The sequence below is a fragment of the uncultured Chitinibacter sp. genome (assembly GCF_945957625.1).
Lineage (GTDB): Bacteria > Pseudomonadota > Gammaproteobacteria > Burkholderiales > Chitinibacteraceae > Chitinibacter > Chitinibacter tainanensis.
In genome coordinates, this window is the sequence record NZ_CAMFLP010000011.1 from 13,523 (window position 1) to 29,450 (window position 15,928).

Annotated in this window: 15 protein-coding genes; 1 reads left to right on the forward strand and 14 read right to left on the reverse strand. The window is 54.8% G+C overall.

Features of this window, described 5'->3' with window-relative positions:
- Positions 1 to 36: 36 nt before the first annotated feature.
- The 9 genes from odhB to QV747_RS12530 form a co-directional block, all read right to left on the reverse strand.
- Positions 37 to 1,230 carry a 2-oxoglutarate dehydrogenase complex dihydrolipoyllysine-residue succinyltransferase gene (gene odhB / locus QV747_RS12490; protein WP_273431356.1) on the reverse strand — a complete coding sequence of 398 codons (1,194 nt, stop codon included), beginning with the start codon at positions 1,228 to 1,230 and terminating at the stop codon, positions 37 to 39.
- 101 nt (positions 1,231 to 1,331) lie between these two features.
- Positions 1,332 to 4,139, reverse strand: a complete 2,808-nt coding sequence (locus QV747_RS12495; RefSeq protein ID WP_047392078.1) for a 2-oxoglutarate dehydrogenase E1 component — start codon at positions 4,137 to 4,139, stop codon at positions 1,332 to 1,334.
- Positions 4,140 to 4,246: 107 nt separating this feature from the next.
- A complete protein-coding gene (gene gltA / locus QV747_RS12500) occupies positions 4,247 to 5,533 on the reverse strand; it encodes a citrate synthase (RefSeq protein ID WP_028450887.1) in 1,287 nt (428 codons plus the stop codon).
- A 41-nt stretch (positions 5,534 to 5,574) separates the two neighbouring features.
- Positions 5,575 to 5,820: a succinate dehydrogenase assembly factor 2 gene (locus tag QV747_RS12505; protein WP_047392083.1), complete on the reverse strand. Its 246-nt coding sequence runs from the start codon at positions 5,818 to 5,820 to the stop codon at positions 5,575 to 5,577.
- Between the two features lie 69 nt (positions 5,821 to 5,889).
- Positions 5,890 to 6,603 (reverse strand): succinate dehydrogenase iron-sulfur subunit, encoded by a 714-nt coding sequence (locus QV747_RS12510; protein ID WP_028450889.1) that lies wholly within the window; start codon positions 6,601 to 6,603, stop codon positions 5,890 to 5,892.
- Positions 6,604 to 6,616: 13 nt separating this feature from the next.
- On the reverse strand, positions 6,617 to 8,392 hold the full coding sequence (sdhA, locus tag QV747_RS12515) for a succinate dehydrogenase flavoprotein subunit (RefSeq protein WP_273431360.1): 1,776 nt from the start codon (positions 8,390 to 8,392) through the stop codon (positions 6,617 to 6,619).
- Positions 8,393 to 8,394: 2 nt separating this feature from the next.
- Positions 8,395 to 8,742, reverse strand: a complete 348-nt coding sequence (gene sdhD / locus QV747_RS12520) for a succinate dehydrogenase, hydrophobic membrane anchor protein (protein WP_047392090.1) — start codon at positions 8,740 to 8,742, stop codon at positions 8,395 to 8,397.
- Complete coding sequence (gene sdhC / locus QV747_RS12525; RefSeq protein ID WP_273431362.1) at positions 8,736 to 9,110, reverse strand: succinate dehydrogenase, cytochrome b556 subunit; 375 nt, start codon at positions 9,108 to 9,110, stop codon at positions 8,736 to 8,738. Before sdhC ends, sdhD begins: the two co-directional genes overlap by 7 nt.
- A 118-nt stretch (positions 9,111 to 9,228) precedes the next feature.
- Positions 9,229 to 9,948 (reverse strand): GntR family transcriptional regulator, encoded by a 720-nt coding sequence (locus tag QV747_RS12530; protein WP_047392095.1) that lies wholly within the window; start codon positions 9,946 to 9,948, stop codon positions 9,229 to 9,231.
- Positions 9,949 to 10,197: 249 nt separating this feature from the next.
- On the opposite strand from QV747_RS12530, the gene QV747_RS12535 reads away from it, so the two are divergent.
- The gene (locus tag QV747_RS12535) at positions 10,198 to 11,178 is read left to right on the forward strand and encodes a malate dehydrogenase (protein ID WP_047392261.1); all 981 of its coding nucleotides are present in this window, start codon (positions 10,198 to 10,200) and stop codon (positions 11,176 to 11,178) included.
- A gap of 170 nt (positions 11,179 to 11,348) precedes the next feature.
- On the opposite strand, the gene QV747_RS12540 is transcribed toward QV747_RS12535, so the two are convergent.
- The 5 genes from QV747_RS12540 to QV747_RS12560 all read right to left on the reverse strand — a co-directional run bounded on the left by QV747_RS12540 (position 11,349) and on the right by QV747_RS12560 (position 15,815).
- On the reverse strand, positions 11,349 to 12,062 hold the full coding sequence (locus QV747_RS12540; RefSeq protein ID WP_028450895.1) for an ABC transporter ATP-binding protein: 714 nt from the start codon (positions 12,060 to 12,062) through the stop codon (positions 11,349 to 11,351).
- The gene (locus tag QV747_RS12545; protein WP_273431365.1) at positions 12,059 to 12,829 is read right to left on the reverse strand and encodes an ABC transporter ATP-binding protein; all 771 of its coding nucleotides are present in this window, start codon (positions 12,827 to 12,829) and stop codon (positions 12,059 to 12,061) included. The genes QV747_RS12540 and QV747_RS12545 overlap by 4 nt, the downstream gene beginning before the upstream one ends.
- Entirely contained in the window at positions 12,822 to 13,964 is a 1,143-nt protein-coding gene (locus QV747_RS12550) for a branched-chain amino acid ABC transporter permease (RefSeq protein WP_156128965.1), read from the reverse strand. The genes QV747_RS12545 and QV747_RS12550 overlap by 8 nt, the downstream gene beginning before the upstream one ends.
- 10 nt (positions 13,965 to 13,974) lie before the next feature.
- Positions 13,975 to 14,904, reverse strand: a complete 930-nt coding sequence (locus tag QV747_RS12555) for a branched-chain amino acid ABC transporter permease (RefSeq protein WP_028450898.1) — start codon at positions 14,902 to 14,904, stop codon at positions 13,975 to 13,977.
- Between the two features lie 209 nt (positions 14,905 to 15,113).
- Entirely contained in the window at positions 15,114 to 15,815 is a 702-nt protein-coding gene (locus tag QV747_RS12560; protein ID WP_273431368.1) for an SDR family NAD(P)-dependent oxidoreductase, read from the reverse strand.
- Positions 15,816 to 15,928: the final 113 nt, after the last annotated feature.

The window sequence follows — 15,928 nt, forward strand, 5'->3', positions numbered from 1 at the left end:
TATATAGCCTACAGAGCTATACCCCTAGCAATAGGCTTACAGGTCCAGCAACAGGCGCGCTGGATCTTCGATCGCATCTTTGATCGCCACCAGGCTCAGTACGGCTTCGCGACCGTCGATGATCCGGTGATCGTAAGATTGCGCCAGATACATGATCGGGCGAGCTACAACTTGACCGTTTTCTACCACGGCGCGCTCTTTGGTCGCGTGCATGCCCAGAATGGCCGATTGCGGTGGGTTGATGATCGGCGTAGACATCATCGAGCCAAAAGTACCGCCATTCGAGATGGTGTAAGTACCGCCAGTCAGCTCTTCGACGCCCAGCTTGCCTTCTTGGGCGCGCTTGCCAAAGTCAGCAATGGTTTTCTCGATGTCAGCCAGGCTCAGCTGGTCGGCGTTACGGATGATCGGCACCACCAGACCACGTGGGCTACCTACCGCCACACCGATATCGAAGTAACCATGGTAAACGATGTCGTTGCCATCGACTGAGGCATTCACGATCGGGTATTTTTTCAGCGCAGCAACGGCGGCTTTCACAAAGAAGCCCATAAAGCCCAGTTTCACACCGTGCTCTTTTTCGAACTTGTCTTTGTATTTATTGCGCAGATCCATCAGCGGCTTCATGTTGACTTCGTTGAAGGTCGTCAGGATGGCGTTGGTTTGTTGTGATTGCAGCAGACGCTCGGCCACGCGGGCACGCAGACGGCTCATTGGCACGCGTTGCTCTGGGCGCTCGCCAGCTGGTACGGCCACAGCAGGCGCAGCGGGCTTAGCCAGATGGTTTTGTACATCTTCTTTCAATACGCGACCACCGCGGCCAGTACCGGCCACGTCGTTTACGTTCACGCCCGCATCAGCGGCGAGTTTTTTCGCAGCTGGCATAGCGCTGCTGCCGGCTACTGCGGCAGCAGGCGCTGCAGCTGGAGCAGCCGCGGCAACAGGGGCTGCGGCCGGTGCGGCAGCAGCTGGCGCCGCTGCGGCGACAGCGGCGGTATCAATCTTGGCAATCACTTGCAGGCTGCCAACGGTAGCGCCATCTTGCGCCACGATTTCGGTCAGTACGCCGGCTTGCGGCGCAGGGATTTCGAGCACGACTTTGTCGGTTTCGATGTCGATCAGGTTTTCATCACGGGCAACCGCTTCACCGACTTTCTTTTTCCAAGAAATCAGGGTGGCTTCGGATACGGATTCTGGCAGCTGAGGTACAACGACTTCGATTACGCTCATTGGATTTACTCCGGTCAATTTTTTAATACTGCTGTTTTGCCCCCACGCTGGAGCGGCAAACGCCAAAAACGCGGCCACCCTTGCGGGTGCCGCGTGCTGGATTACAAGGTCATCGCCTCTTCGACGAAGGCTTTGAGCTGAGCATTGTGCTTACTCATATAGCCAACCGCCGGTGAAGCTGAAGAAGGTCGGCCGGCGAAGCTCAGAGCTTGCTTAGGTGCCAGCACCGCTTCGAGACGGTGGCGAATCTGGTACCAGGCGCCCTGATTTTTCGGCTCTTCCTGCACCCACATGATTTCCTTGGCATTCGAGTATTTGGCCAATTCGGCTTGCAACTCTTCGGCTGGGAATGGGTACAGCTGCTCGATCCGCACAATCGCGATGTCTTTGATATCGCGCTCGGTGCGGCCGGCCAGCAGGTCGTAATACACCTGACCGGAACAGCAAATCACGCGTTTCACTTTCTTCGCATCGATGTCTTGCGCCTCGCCAATCACGGGGCGGAATTCGCCGCTGGTGAAGTGCTCGATCGGGCTGGAAGCGTTTTTCGCTTTCAACAGACGCTTGCTCATGATGATGATTAGCGGCTTGCGATATGGGCGCAGCATTTGGCGGCGCAGGGCATGGAACATCTGTGCTGATTCAGACAGCATCACCACTTGCACATTGTGCTCGGCACACAGCTGCAGATAACGCTCAACGCGCGCAGACGAGTGCTCTGGGCCTTGGCCATCGTAGCCGTGCGGCAACATCATGGTCAGGCCACACAGACGGCCCCATTTGGTTTCCCCAGAGGTAATGAACTGATCAATCACCACCTGCGCGCCGTTGGCGAAGTCACCAAACTGCGCTTCCCAGATGGTCAGCTCATCGGGCGCTGAACACGCGTAGCCGTATTCAAAAGCCAGCACCGCTTCTTCATTCAGGATCGAATCGATCGCCAGGAAGTGGCCTTGATTATCCGACAGGTGTTGCAATGGCACGAAAGTACCTTGATCCCACTTCTCGCGGTTTTGATCGTGCAACACGGCGTGACGGTGGTTAAACGTACCGCGGCCTGAGTCTTCACCAGAAATACGGACACCGATGCCTTCGGTCAGCAGGGTGGAATACGCCAGATGCTCGGCCATACCCCAATCCACCGGCAGCTCGCCTTTGGCCATCTGCACGCGCTCTTTGATGATTTTCTCAACGTTGGCACGCAGCTTAAAGCCATTTGGAATGCTGGTGAATTTCTCGGTCAGGCGCACCAGATCCGCTTGTGGTACCGAAGTATTCACCGGATGACGCCAGTGCGTACCTAGGTATTTAGTCCAGTCTTGCGCGTATGAGCGTTTGTAGTCGGTGAGCGTGGTTTGCTCAACGTGCTCGCCACGATCCAGCGCATCGCGGTAAGCCTGAATCATGCCTTCGGCTTCAGCTTGGGTAACCACACCTTGGGCGATCAGCTGATCGGCGTACACTTTGCGTGGGCCTGGGTGGGCCGCCACTTTTTTGTACATCATCGGCTGAGTGACAAACGGATCATCCGCTTCGTTGTGGCCGTGTTTGCGGTAGCAAACCAGGTCGATAACCACGTCTTTGTGGAATTTCTGGCGATATTGCAGCGCCGCTTCCATACACAGACACACTGATTCAGGATCATCACCGTTCACGTGCAGAATCGGTGCTTCTACCATCTTGGCGATGTCGGTGCTGTACAAGCTAGAGCGGTTATCGCGGATATCTGAGGTAGTAAAGCCCACCTGGTTGTTGATCACCAGATGCACCGTACCGCCGGTACCGTAACCACGGGTTTGTGACAGATTGAACGTGCCTTGGTTAGTACCCAGACCGATAAAGGCTGAATCACCGTGGATCAACAGTGGCAATACTTGATCGCCAGTCAGGTCTTTACGGCGATGCTGACGCGCGCGCACAGAGCCTTCGACTACCGGATTCACGATTTCCAGATGCGATGGGTTGAAAGCCAAAGTCAGGTGCAGCGGGCCACCTGGAGTCGGAATATCCGAGCTGAAACCCATATGGTATTTCACGTCGCCGGAAGCTAACTGGGTGTTGTAGCGGCCTTCAAACTCGCCGAACAAATCGCGTGGCTGTTTGCCCAGGATATTCACCAGCATGTTCAGACGACCACGGTGAGCCATCCCGATCACGATTTCCTGCACGCCGGCGGCGCCAGCAGCTTGAGCAAGGTAATCAACCGCAGGAATCATGCTATCGCCGCCTTCCAGCGAGAAGCGTTTTTGACCTACGTATTTTTTGTGCAGGTATTGTTCCAGCGTTTCGGCCGCAGTCACTTGCTTCAGAATGCGTTTTTTCTGCTCAACATTAAAACTTGGCTGCGAGCGACGCGATTCGAAAAATTCTTGCACCCATTTGCGCTCATCACCATTGGTAATGTGCATGTATTCCAGGCCCACGGTACCGCAGTAGGTTTGCTGCAGAAAGCCCAGCACTTCAGTCGGCGTAGCGCGCTCAAGACCATTGATATTGGTACCCAGCTTGATCGCCATATCGCTGTCGGTCAGGCCATGGGTTTTCGGGTCGAGCTCGGGGACAGCGACTTTATCCATCCGCTGCAGCGGATCGAGTTTCGCCTGACGGCTACCCATAATGCGGTAGGCTGAAATCAGGCGCAGCAGGTTCACTTGGCGCTCTGTGGCGGCTTCATCAGCCACACCGACCGCACGCAGTGGTTGACGTGCTAGCTGGCGGAACGATTCTTCGATCGGGGCCCGCACGACGTCGCGCGCCACCGCGCCCGGAGTTTGTTGCAGCTGGTCAAAATAGCCGCGCCATTGCGCATCGACCGACGAGGGGTCGATCAGATATTGTTCGTACAGTTCTTCGACGAACGGCGCATTCCCACCAAACAGCTGGGAGTTGGTTGAAAGTTCTTTCATCATTGCCGTGTATTTCCGTTGTGTGCTGCTGGCGCAGGTTGTCTTCCCTGCTTCGCCATTAGCCGGTCATTGCCGCGGCGCCGCCATCCTGTCGGCGCCGCAACGCGCAATTAGCCGCGTTTATCCAAAGGTACGTAGTCGCGTTTCTCGGCGCCGGTGTATTGCTGGCGCGGACGACCAATCTTCATGCCTGGATCGGAAATCATTTCGTTCCAGTGGCTGATCCAGCCCACGGTACGAGCCAGCGCGAAGATCACGGTGAACATCGGTACTGGGATGCCCAAGGCCGATTGAACAATACCTGAGTAGAAGTCAACGTTTGGATACAGCTTGCGCTCGATGAAGTACGGATCTTCAAGCGCAATTTTTTCCAGTTCCATCGCCAGTTTGAACTTCGGATCGTCTTGCAGACCCAGTTCGTTCAATACTTCGTGACAGATGCGGCGCATTACATTGGCGCGTGGGTCCATGTTTTTGTAAACACGGTGACCAAAGCCCATCAGTTTGTGGGTTTTGGCTTTCACGCCTTCCATAAAGGCCGGCACGTTTTCAACCGCACCGATTTCGTCCAGCATCAGCAGTACAGCTTCGTTGGCGCCGCCGTGCGATGGGCCCCACAGACAAGCGATACCGGCAGCGATACACGCAAATGGGTTCGCGCCAGAAGAGCCAGCCAGACGTACGGTTGAGGTCGATGCGTTTTGCTCGTGGTCAGCGTGCAGGGTGAAGATCACGTCCAGTGCGCGCACCAGAACTGGGTTTGGTTCGTATTTTTCGCACGGAGTTGAGAACATCATGTGCATGAAGTTCGCGGTGTAGCTCAGGTCGTTACGTGGGTAAACGAATGGCAGACCTTGGTTGTAGCGATAGCACATGGCGGCAATCGTTGGGATCTTAGAGATCAGACGGAACATCGCCACTTTGCGGTGTTCTGGGTTGCTGATATCCAGGCTGTCTTGGTAGAACGCTGACAGCGCACCCACCACACCCACCATCATGGCCATTGGGTGCGAATCACGACGGAAGCCTTTGAAGAAGGCCGTCAGTTGCTCGTGCACCATGGTGTGGCTCATCACGGTTTTTTCAAACTCGGCTTTTTGCGCTTGGTTTGGCAGCTCACCGTTGATCAGCAGATAACATACTTCCAGGTAATCAGCTTCTTCAGCCAATTGCTCGATTGGATAACCGCGATAGTACAACTGACCTTTGTCACCATCGATGAAAGTGATTTTCGATTCGCAGCTGGCGGTCGCCAAGAAACCGGGGTCAAACGTGAACATACCGGTTTTGGAGAAGCTGCGGATGTCGACCACATCCGGGCCCAGCGTTGAATTGAGAACCGGGAACTCCAGTGTGTCCTGGCCATCGTTGTAAGTCAGTGTGACTTTCTTATCCATCGTGTTGCTCCTGTAAAACGGCTCGGCGATGCCGAGGTCCATTATTGTTGTGCCGCACTAATGCGCGCGATCATCGTGGCAAGCTCCGGGTCCGGGCAGACCGACTTGCCATTCACATACTCTAGAAAATCCCAGTCTGGCAGCATCAGAACTTGTTCGTAAACGGCCAGCTCGGCGGTGGTCAAGGTTGGCAGAACCTGTTCAACAAATCGTTCGAGCTGCAGATCCAGCTCGAGCAAACCGCGGCGGGAGCGCCACAGAATGCGCTTGAGTTCTACTTCATCCATTTCTCACCCCAGGCGGGTATATCCCTGCAAGCTCAACTGACCTTGGCCTACAGGGCTATACCCCTTACATCAACTAATGCGTTTGACCATCAGGTCTTTGATCTTGCCGATCGCTTTGGTTGGATTGAGCTCTTTCGGGCACACATCCACACAGTTCATGATGCTGTGGCAACGGAACAGGCGATACGGGTCTTCCAGATCATCCAGACGCTCGCTGGTTGCTTCATCGCGGGTATCAGCAATAAAGCGATACGCCGCCAGCAAACCAGCTGGGCCGACGAATTTATCCGGGTTCCACCAGAATGACGGGCAAGATGTCGAACAGCAAGCGCACAGAATACACTCATACAAGCCATCAAGCTCTTTACGATCTTCCTGGCTTTGCAGGCGTTCGCGATCCGGCGCCGGGCTGTTGTTGATCACATACGGCTTGATCGAGTGGTATTGCTTGAAGAACTGCGTCATGTCGACGATCAGATCGCGCACCACTGGCAGGCCTGGCAATGGACGTACTTCAATCGGCTGTTTCAGGCTGGCCAGATCGGTAATACAGGCCAGGCCATTTTTGCCGTTGATGTTCATCGCATCCGAGCCACACACGCCCTCACGGCATGAACGGCGGAATGACAGAGATTCGTCCACTACTTTCAGTTTCACCAATGCATCGAGCAGTTTGCGCTCGGTGCTTGGATCAACTTCTACACTGATGTCTTGCATGTACGGCTTAGCGTCTTTATCCGGATCGTAGCGGTAAATGCGGAATTTAACGGTTTGGGTAGTCATCTTCAGCAACCTCTTAATACGAACGGGTCTTCAGCGCGATCGTCTCGACGCTCAGCGGTTTCAGATTTACGGGCTTGTAGGTCAGACGATTGCCTTCGCGATGCCACAGTGTATGTTTCAACCAGTTCTGGTCATCACGGCCGTTCGGGTTTTCTGCGGTATCTGCCGCATCATCACGCACGTGGGCACCACGCGATTCTTTGCGCGCCTCGGCAGAGATCATGGTGGCTTTGGCCACTTCGATCAGGTTTTCGAGTTCCAGCGCTTCCAGGCGGGCCGTGTTGAAGGTTTTCGATTTGTCGGCGATGACCGTGTTTTTCACCATCGCTTCCACTTCGAGGATTTTCTTCACGCCTTCTTGCAGCATGTCATTGAAGCGGAATACACCACAGTGCGCTTGCATCGTACGCTGCATCGCAGTGCGAGCTTCATTGACATTGGTGCCCTGAGTTTGGTTATCCAGACGAGCTACGCGCGCTACTGAGCGCTCAACGTCATTCATTACCAGCTCTGGCAGATCTTTTGGCTGACCTTTGATGAAATCGATCATGCTGTTGCCGGATGATTTACCAAACACCAGCAAGTCGAGCAGCGAGTTGGTACCCAAGCGATTCGCGCCATGGACTGATGCACATGCACATTCGCCGGCGGCGTAGAAGCCTTTCACCACCTGATCTTCCACCACGACTTCGCCGCGGTAGTTGGTCGGAATCCCGCCCATCTGGTAGTGACAGGTTGGCACCACTGGAATTGGCGCTTTAATTGGATCAACACCGGCAAACTTGATCGAAATCTCACGGATGCCTGGCAGTTTTGACATGATCACTTCTGGATCGAGGTGAGTGATGTCGAGCAGCACGTGATCTTTATTCGGACCACAGCCACGGCCTTCGTTAATCTCAGTCACCATCGCACGCGACACCACGTCGCGTGAAGCAAGGTCTTTGGCGTTTGGCGCATAGCGCTCCATAAAGCGCTCGCCATTGGCATTGCGCAAGATACCGCCTTCACCGCGAACACCTTCGGTAATCAACACGCCAGCACCGGCCACGCCAGTGGGGTGGAATTGCCAGAATTCCATGTCTTCCAGCGGGATGCCGGCGCGCGCCGCCATACCCAAGCCATCACCGGTATTGATAAAGGCATTGGTCGATGAAGCGAAGATCCGGCCCGCACCACCCGTCGCAAACAGCGTGGCTTTGGCTTGGAAAATCACGATTTCCGAGGTTTCCATTTCCATGGCCACCACGCCTTGCACATTGCCTTCGCTATCGCGAATCAGGTCCAGCGCCATCCACTCCACAAAGAATTGGGTATTGGCGCGTACATTGCGTTGGTACAAAGCGTGCAACATGGCGTGACCAGTCCGGTCTGCGGCCGCACAGGCGCGACGCACCGGCTTTTCACCGAAGTTGCTCATATGGCCGCCAAACGGACGCTGGTAGATCGTACCGTCCGAGTTGCGATCGAATGGCATCCCGAAATGCTCAAGCTCAATCACCACGTTGGGCGCTTCGCGACACATAAATTCGATCGCGTCTTGGTCACCCAGCCAGTCCGACCCTTTTACGGTGTCGTACATATGCCAGTGCCAGTGATCTGGCTCAGAATTACCCAGCGATGCCGAAACACCACCCTGCGCAGCAACAGTGTGCGAACGGGTTGGGAATACTTTCGACAGCACGGCGGTTTTCATACCCGCCTCAGAGAGCTGCAATGCGGCGCGCAGACCAGCACCGCCCGCGCCAACAATAATGGCGTCAAACTTGCGAACAGGAATGCTGCTCATCTTCATACACCCCACACTACTTTAACCATGTAAACGAGACTACCGGCCAGCCACAGCAACGTCAGTACGTGCATGGTCAGGCGCAAGCCCACCGGCTTGATGTAATCCATCCAGATATCGCGCACACCAACCCAGGCATGCCACAGCAAGGCAAACAGGGTAACGGTGGTCACCACTTTCACCCAGGTACAGGCGAACAAGGCTTGCCAGGCTTCGAACGACGCGCCGTTAGCCAACAAAATAAAAGCCAGCACACCGATGGTGTAAGCCAGCATAATCACGGCGGTAACACGCTGCACCAGCCAATCGCGCAAACCGTAGTGCGCGCCTACTACATGACGATTTACCATGTCAGCCCCCCAATAATCACGGTCAGTGTCAGGCTCACCGCCAATACCAGCTTCGCACTCAGGCGAGCGGTTGGCAGATCGGTGCCTTTGTGAATATCCAGCAGCAGAAAACGGAAACCCGCACAGGCGTGGTGCAGATAAGCCCAGAGCACCGCCAAGAGGAACAACTTAACCAGCGGATGGGCAATACAGGCCTTGAATGCCTCAAAGCGCTCAGCTGATGACAGTGAACCTTCCAGTGCATAGAGCATGAAAGGGATGGCTGCGAACATCAGCGCGCCGCTGACGCGGTGCAGAATGGACACAATCCCCGGCAATGGCAAACGGATCTGCCACAGCGCGAGGTGCTTGGGGCGTGCTTTTTGCATACGCTCTATTCCTCTGTATTGACCAAACAAAAAGAAACTACTGCACTACTGATTTACTGACGCACATCAATGCCCCAGCAAAAACAATCCTTCACACTACATACTGCACAGCCTGCGCCTACTCATCCTCGGCCGGCGAAAAAGCCAGCTCTTCGGTCTTAAGCCAAGCCACACTCCAGACCTGCGGCTTACCGGCATAATCCGTGGCTAGCCGCACCAATTGCAGCAGCGGCTCATTCACATCCACTTGCAACAAGCGCGCTTCGGCTGAGCCCGCACTCACCGCCCGATAGCGGGTTTGCCCATCCAAGAGCCGCACACCGAAATCCCGCCAGCACAACTCACGCAAATTGCCTTTCAGCTCGCGAATCCGGCGCATTTCCAACTGCGGAAAATTTGCCTCTGGCAGCAGCAACTCTTCCAAACCAATCACTTGCCCGGCCACACGCAACAAACGTCGCACTTGCCACAGCGCCGCCCCGCGGCGCAGACCCAAGATTTCGGCCAATTGCTCGCCGGCGTGAATGCGCACACAACCCAGCAATTCAATCTTGGGTGATTCACCACGCGGATCGCTCAGCAAAGCAAAGCGGCCACGCATTAAAAAATCACTCATTCCCGCGACGAAAGTGCCAACCCCTTGGCGGCGGTACAATACGCCCTCAGCCACCAACTGATCGAGCGCCTTGCGCACGGTGCCTTGGCTTACGCCGAAACGCTGCCCCAGCTCCACTTCACTGGGCAGACTTTCGTCTTCCTGCCATTCGCCAGCCTCGACCGCGCTCATTACTTCGCGGATGACTTGCTTATACAAAGGCTGTGCTGCCAACTTTTTCATCGCACTCACTTTTTATCATGTTGTCAGCACGGAGTCTACTACAGTCTTATATAAGACAAAAGATACAATACATTTTCGCCAGTAAAACCGCCGAACTTTTCCCAAAAAAGCAACAGCGTGCTACACTTTGGCTTGCTATACATCAAAGCTATTCAGCTTGAGTTGTGTAACTGAACACGCACAAAAAACATGTCTTGTTGTTGTTGGCGAGCACCTCGCCACTACTCGGAGTCGCACTAAATGTCTCAATTGAAAAAACCTGTACGCGTAGCCGTCACTGGTGCTGCTGGTCAGATTGGTTACAGCCTGTTGTTCCGCATTGCCTCAGGCGCAATGTTGGGTCCGGATCAGCCAGTGATCCTGCAACTGCTGGACATCACCCCTTCACTGCCAGCCCTGAACGGCGTAGTGATGGAACTGGATGACTGCGCATTCCCATTGCTGCAAGGCATCATCCAGAGCGACGATCCAGAAGTGGCGTTCAAAGATGCGGACATCGCCCTCTTGGTAGGCGCACGTCCACGCGGCCCAGGCATGGAGCGTAAAGACCTGCTCGAAGCCAACGGCGCGATCTTCACGACCCAAGGTAAAGCACTGAATAAAGTGGCTAGCCGTGACGTTAAAGTATTGGTAGTTGGCAACCCAGCCAACACCAACGCCTACATCGCGATGAAAAATGCACCGGATCTGAATCCAGCCAACTTCACCGCCATGATGCGTCTGGACCACAACCGCGCACTGACGCAAATCGCACAGAAAACCGGCTCTGCCGTGACTGATGTGAAGAAAATGATCATCTGGGGTAACCACTCAGCAACGCAGTACCCAGATCTGTTCCACGCGGAAGTGAAAGGCCAGAACGCAGCTAACCTGATCAACGATCAGAAATGGCTGGAATCTGAGTTCATCCCAACCGTACAACAACGTGGCGCGGCGATCATCAAGGCACGCGGTTTGTCATCGGCGGCTTCAGCTGCGAATGCGGCCATCGACCACATCCGCAACTGGGTGCTGGGCACACCAGAAGGCGATTGGGTCACCATGGGCGTACCTGCCAACGGCGAATACGGCTACGAAGACCTGATCTACGGCTACCCAGTGACTTGTAAAGATGGTCAATACACCATCATCCAAGGTCTGGAAATCAGCGAATTCAGCCGCGCGCGCATGGATGCGACCGCGAAAGAATTGTCTGAAGAGCGCGATGCAGTGAAACACCTGCTCGGCTAAACTCAGTTAGCTCACGCGAAAAGCCCATCTCAGGATGGGCTTTTTTTGCGGCCGCACAACTTGATACCCCAGCACGTATAGGCTTGAAATTGATGGATAACAATACCTACAAAGCAATACCCAATAAAAAAGCCACCAAACGGTGGCTTTTTCTGGCAAGCAGTCTGAGTTTATTCGCCCAGATAAGCCTGCTGCACTTTTTCATTCGCCAGCAAAGCGGCGGCATCATCGCTGTAAGTAATACGGCCTGATTCCATCACATAACCACGGTTGGCGGTTTGCAAAGCAAGCTTGGCATTTTGCTCCACCAGCAGCATGGTCACCCCTTCAGCCGCGATCATTTTGATGATCTCGAAAATCTTCTGCACGATAATCGGCGCCAAACCCATCGATGGCTCATCCAGCAGCAGCAATTTAGGCCGGCTCAGCATCGCCCGGCCAATTGCCACCATCTGCTGCTCGCCACCGGACAAGGTACCGGCCAGCTGTTTCTGCCGCTCTTTCAAGCGCGGGAATAGATAGTAAACCCGCTCCAGATCATGGGCGATTTCGGCTTTATCATTGCGGCTGTAGGCACCCATTTGCAGATTTTCTTCTACCGTCAGGCGGCTAAAAATCCCCCGCCCTTCCGGCACCATCACCAGACCATTGCTCACATATTCGTGCGGCGCCAGCTTGCTGGTAGATTGACCATCAAACAGGATATCGCCGCCAGCAGGCTTCACCATGCCCATCAGGGTTTTCAGCGTGGTGGTTTTACCCGCGCCATTGGCCCCGATCAGCGCCACCAATTCGCCCTGCTTCACTTCCAGATTGATGCCTTTCACGGCATGAATACCGCCATAGGCCACTTTCAGATCATTGACTTGCAGTAAGGTACTCATTCGGGCGCCACTCCCAGGTAGGCTTCGATCACACGCGGATTACTTTTCACTTCTTCAGGTACGCCTTCGGCAATTTTCTTGCCGTAATCGAGCACCGCAATCCGGTCACACAGGCCCATCATCAGTTTCACATCATGTTCGATCAGCAAGATGGTCACGCCGTCGGCGCGGATTTTTTCCATCAGCTTTTTCAGATCGTCGGTTTCTTTCGGGTTCATCCCGGCCGCCGGCTCATCTAGCGCCAGCAAGGTGGGATTGGTCGCCAGCGCGCGGGCGATTTCCAAACGGCGCTGATCACCATACGACAGATTCCGTGCCAGCTCTTGCGCACGATCAGCAATGCCCACATAGGTCAGCAGCGCTTCGGCCTTGGCCGTGATGGCGGCTTCTTCCGCCCTGGCTTTCGGGGTGCGCAAAATCGCCCCAAACACGCCCGTCACCGAGCGCACGTGCTGGCCAACCATCACGTTTTCCAGCGCGCTCATATTGGCGAACAGGCGGATATTCTGGAAGGTACGAGCAATGCCCGCCTCTACCACCACATTGGGCTTTTTGCGAAATAGATCTTTGCCATTGAAGGTAAATTCCCCTTCATCCGGCTGATACAGACCGGTTAGCACATTAAACAGCGTGGTTTTTCCCGCGCCATTCGGGCCGATCAGGCCGTAAATCTCGCCCTGCTTGATCGTCAGACCTACATCGCTCAGCGCATGCAGACCACCAAAGCGTTTATTGATGCCGCTAATTTTCAGTAATACATCAGTCATGGTTGCGCTCCGCGTCTTGCAGGCTGTCTTTTTCTTGTAAAGCAATCTCTTTGGTTTTCGGGTGCAGCTCGGCTCGGCGACGCTTCGATGGCCATAAGCCTTCTGGGCGTACCAGCATGATGATGATCATGGCCAAACCAAATACCAACATCCGCAGATTTTCCGGATCAACCACACGCTTACCCGCGATCGCCATTTGCAGCGGGTTGATGATGTCGCGCAACAGCTCCGGCGTAATCGACACAATAATCGCGCCCAAAATCACCCCTGGGATATTGCCCATACCGCCCAGCACCACCATACACAGCACCATCACGGATTCCATCAGCACAAAGGATTCAGGCGACACAAAGCCCTGGAAGCTAGCAAACAGCGCACCAGATACCCCACCAAAGCTCGCCCCCATGGCAAAGGCCAGCAGTTTCACATTGCGCGTGTTAATCCCCATCGCATTGGCGGCAATTTCGTCTTCGCGAATCGCCACCCAAGCGCGGCCAATCCGCGAATTTTGCAGTCGCATCGACACAAAAATAATCAGCGCGCAAAAAGCCAGGATCAAATAGTAGTAGAGATGGATTTTCTCGAACGTTAGCCCCAGAAACTCAATCGGGCGGCCAAAATCATAGCCAGCAATCTGCACCGCATCGATATGGTTAATCCCCTGCGGGCCATTGGTAATGTTCACCGGGCGATCCAGATTATTCATAAAGATCCGGATAATTTCGCCAAAGCCCAGCGTCACAATCGCCAGATAGTCACCGCGCAGTTTCAGCGTTGGTGAACCCAGCAAGACCCCAAACACCCCGGCCACAATCGCTGCCAGCACCATCATCACCAAAAATGGCGGATGGCTCAGCCAAGCCGGCAAAACTTCAGCCAGATGCGGCGAATTGAGCAAGGCATACAGATAAGCGCCCACCGCATAAAACGCGATATAGCCCAGATCAAGCAAGCCGGCGTACCCAACCACAATATTCAGGCCTAAGGCCAGCAGGATATAGAGCAAGGCAAAGTCGACCGCGCGCAGCCAAGAATTGCCATTTTCAAAGAAACCGCCCAAGACCCAAGGCAGCACCATCACAAAGGTGGCGAAGATCGCCAGCAACAGCGGATTTTTTTTCATGGTTTCGTGCATGACAGTCTCCTTAGGCGCGCTCAGCCACGCGCTCGCCCATCAAACCAGATGGACGGAACACCAGCACAATAATCAGCACCACAAAGGCAAAGATGTCTTTGTAATGGCTCCCCAATACCCCGCCAGTCAGGTCACCAAGATAACCCGAGCCCAAGCTTTCGATAATGCCCAGCAAGATCCCGCCCAAAACGGCGCCGCCAATATTGCCAATGCCGCCCAAGACCGCCGCAGTAAAGGCTTTCAGACCGATCATAAAGCCCATATAGGCATGTGCCTGATCGTAGTTGGCCGCTACCATCACGCCCGCTACAGCGCCCAGCGCCGAGCCGATGATAAAGGTCATGGAAATGATGTGATTGACATTCACGCCCATCAGTTTGGCGACTTCAGGGTTTTGCGAAGTGGCACGCATCGCGCGGCCCAGCTTGGTTTTTTCAATCAGGTAGAACAGCCCGCCCATCAAGAGCAGCGCCAGTACGATGATGGCGATTTGCAGATCGGTAATCGCCGCGCCACCAATGATATGCACTTCGGTCGGCAAGATGGATGGGAAAGGTCGGTAGTTACGGCCCCAGATCAGCATCGCCACTTGCTGCAGCACGATCGATACGCCAATCGCGGTGATCAGTGGCGCCAAGCGCGGCGCTTTGCGCAGCGGCTGATAGGCCACTTTCTCGATGGCAAAGCCTAAGAACATCGACACCGGTATCGCCATTAACAGGCCCACCAGCAACAACACCGGACCAGGCATTTGCACGCCCATGCCCAAGAGCAGATTGATACAGGTGATAGTGACCATCGCACCGATCATCACAATTTCGCCGTGGGCGAAATTGATCAGCTGCATGATGCCGTACACCATCGTGTAGCCCAGCGCGATCAGCGCATAAATGCTGCCGACCACCAGGCCATTGATAAGTTGTTGCAAAAAGATGTCCACGCTCGCCACCCTTATTCAGGTTTCTAGGTACGATTCGGTGCCTGTGGCCCGACCGTTTTATACCCAATCCAAACAGATTGGGGTAAATATTACCGTTACAGTTCGGTATCGCGACAAAATACCTGTTTGCTGTTGCGTGGAATACTGCGTTTTTCCCTGATTAGGATTAGCCCTAATGGTAAAAAACATTAGCCACGTTCATCTCCCGCCTAATCTTGCATCACCAAGCGCTCGCCGCCCTGCACGCGGGCTAGCTGTTCGAAGATAAACGCAGCCACCTGACGAGGCGCTCGTAGCTCGCCCGCGGCATAGCGTGCCTGAAAACGTGGCAACTCGGTAAACTGAGCGGAATCGGCCGCGCGGATGCTGGCCTGCATCGCGGTATCCATCACGCCGGGGTCGATGCTCACTACCCGAATCGGCTGCGGCTGGCTCGCCTGCTCCAGCGCCAGCACCCGCAAATAATGCTCCAACCCCGCCTTGCTGGCGCAATACAGGCTCCAGCCGGCAATCGGCCGCAGCGCTGCGCCCGATGAAATCTGCGTCACCACTTTACGCGCCGGGTGGGTGGCAAATAGCCGCACAAAATGCTCGATCAGGCGAATGGCATTCACCAGATTGCAATTTAACGCGGCCAGCAGCTCACCCTCTGCCATTTGCCCCACGCCGGCAATCGGCAAAATGCTGGCGGCACTATTGATCAGGATAATTTCCTGCCACGGTTGCGTAGCCAGCTGGCTAAGCACATGGGTATAGCTCGCTAAGTCTTGCCGTGAAAGATCAAGATCAACATGCCCCACCCCAGTACCTGAACGAGAAAACTCAATCACCTGCCAGCCCGCCGCCGTGTAGGCCTGCACTAGCGCCAAGCCCAGCCCTTGCGAGCCGCCCACAATCAAAACCAGCCGCATCCTGCTTTACCTCATGTGTTTTATTAGCTTTGCCAAAATCACGGCATAAAAAAACCCGCCCAAGGGCGGGTCAGGCTGCTAACAAAGTGGAAGAACAATCTGCCTCAAGTCTC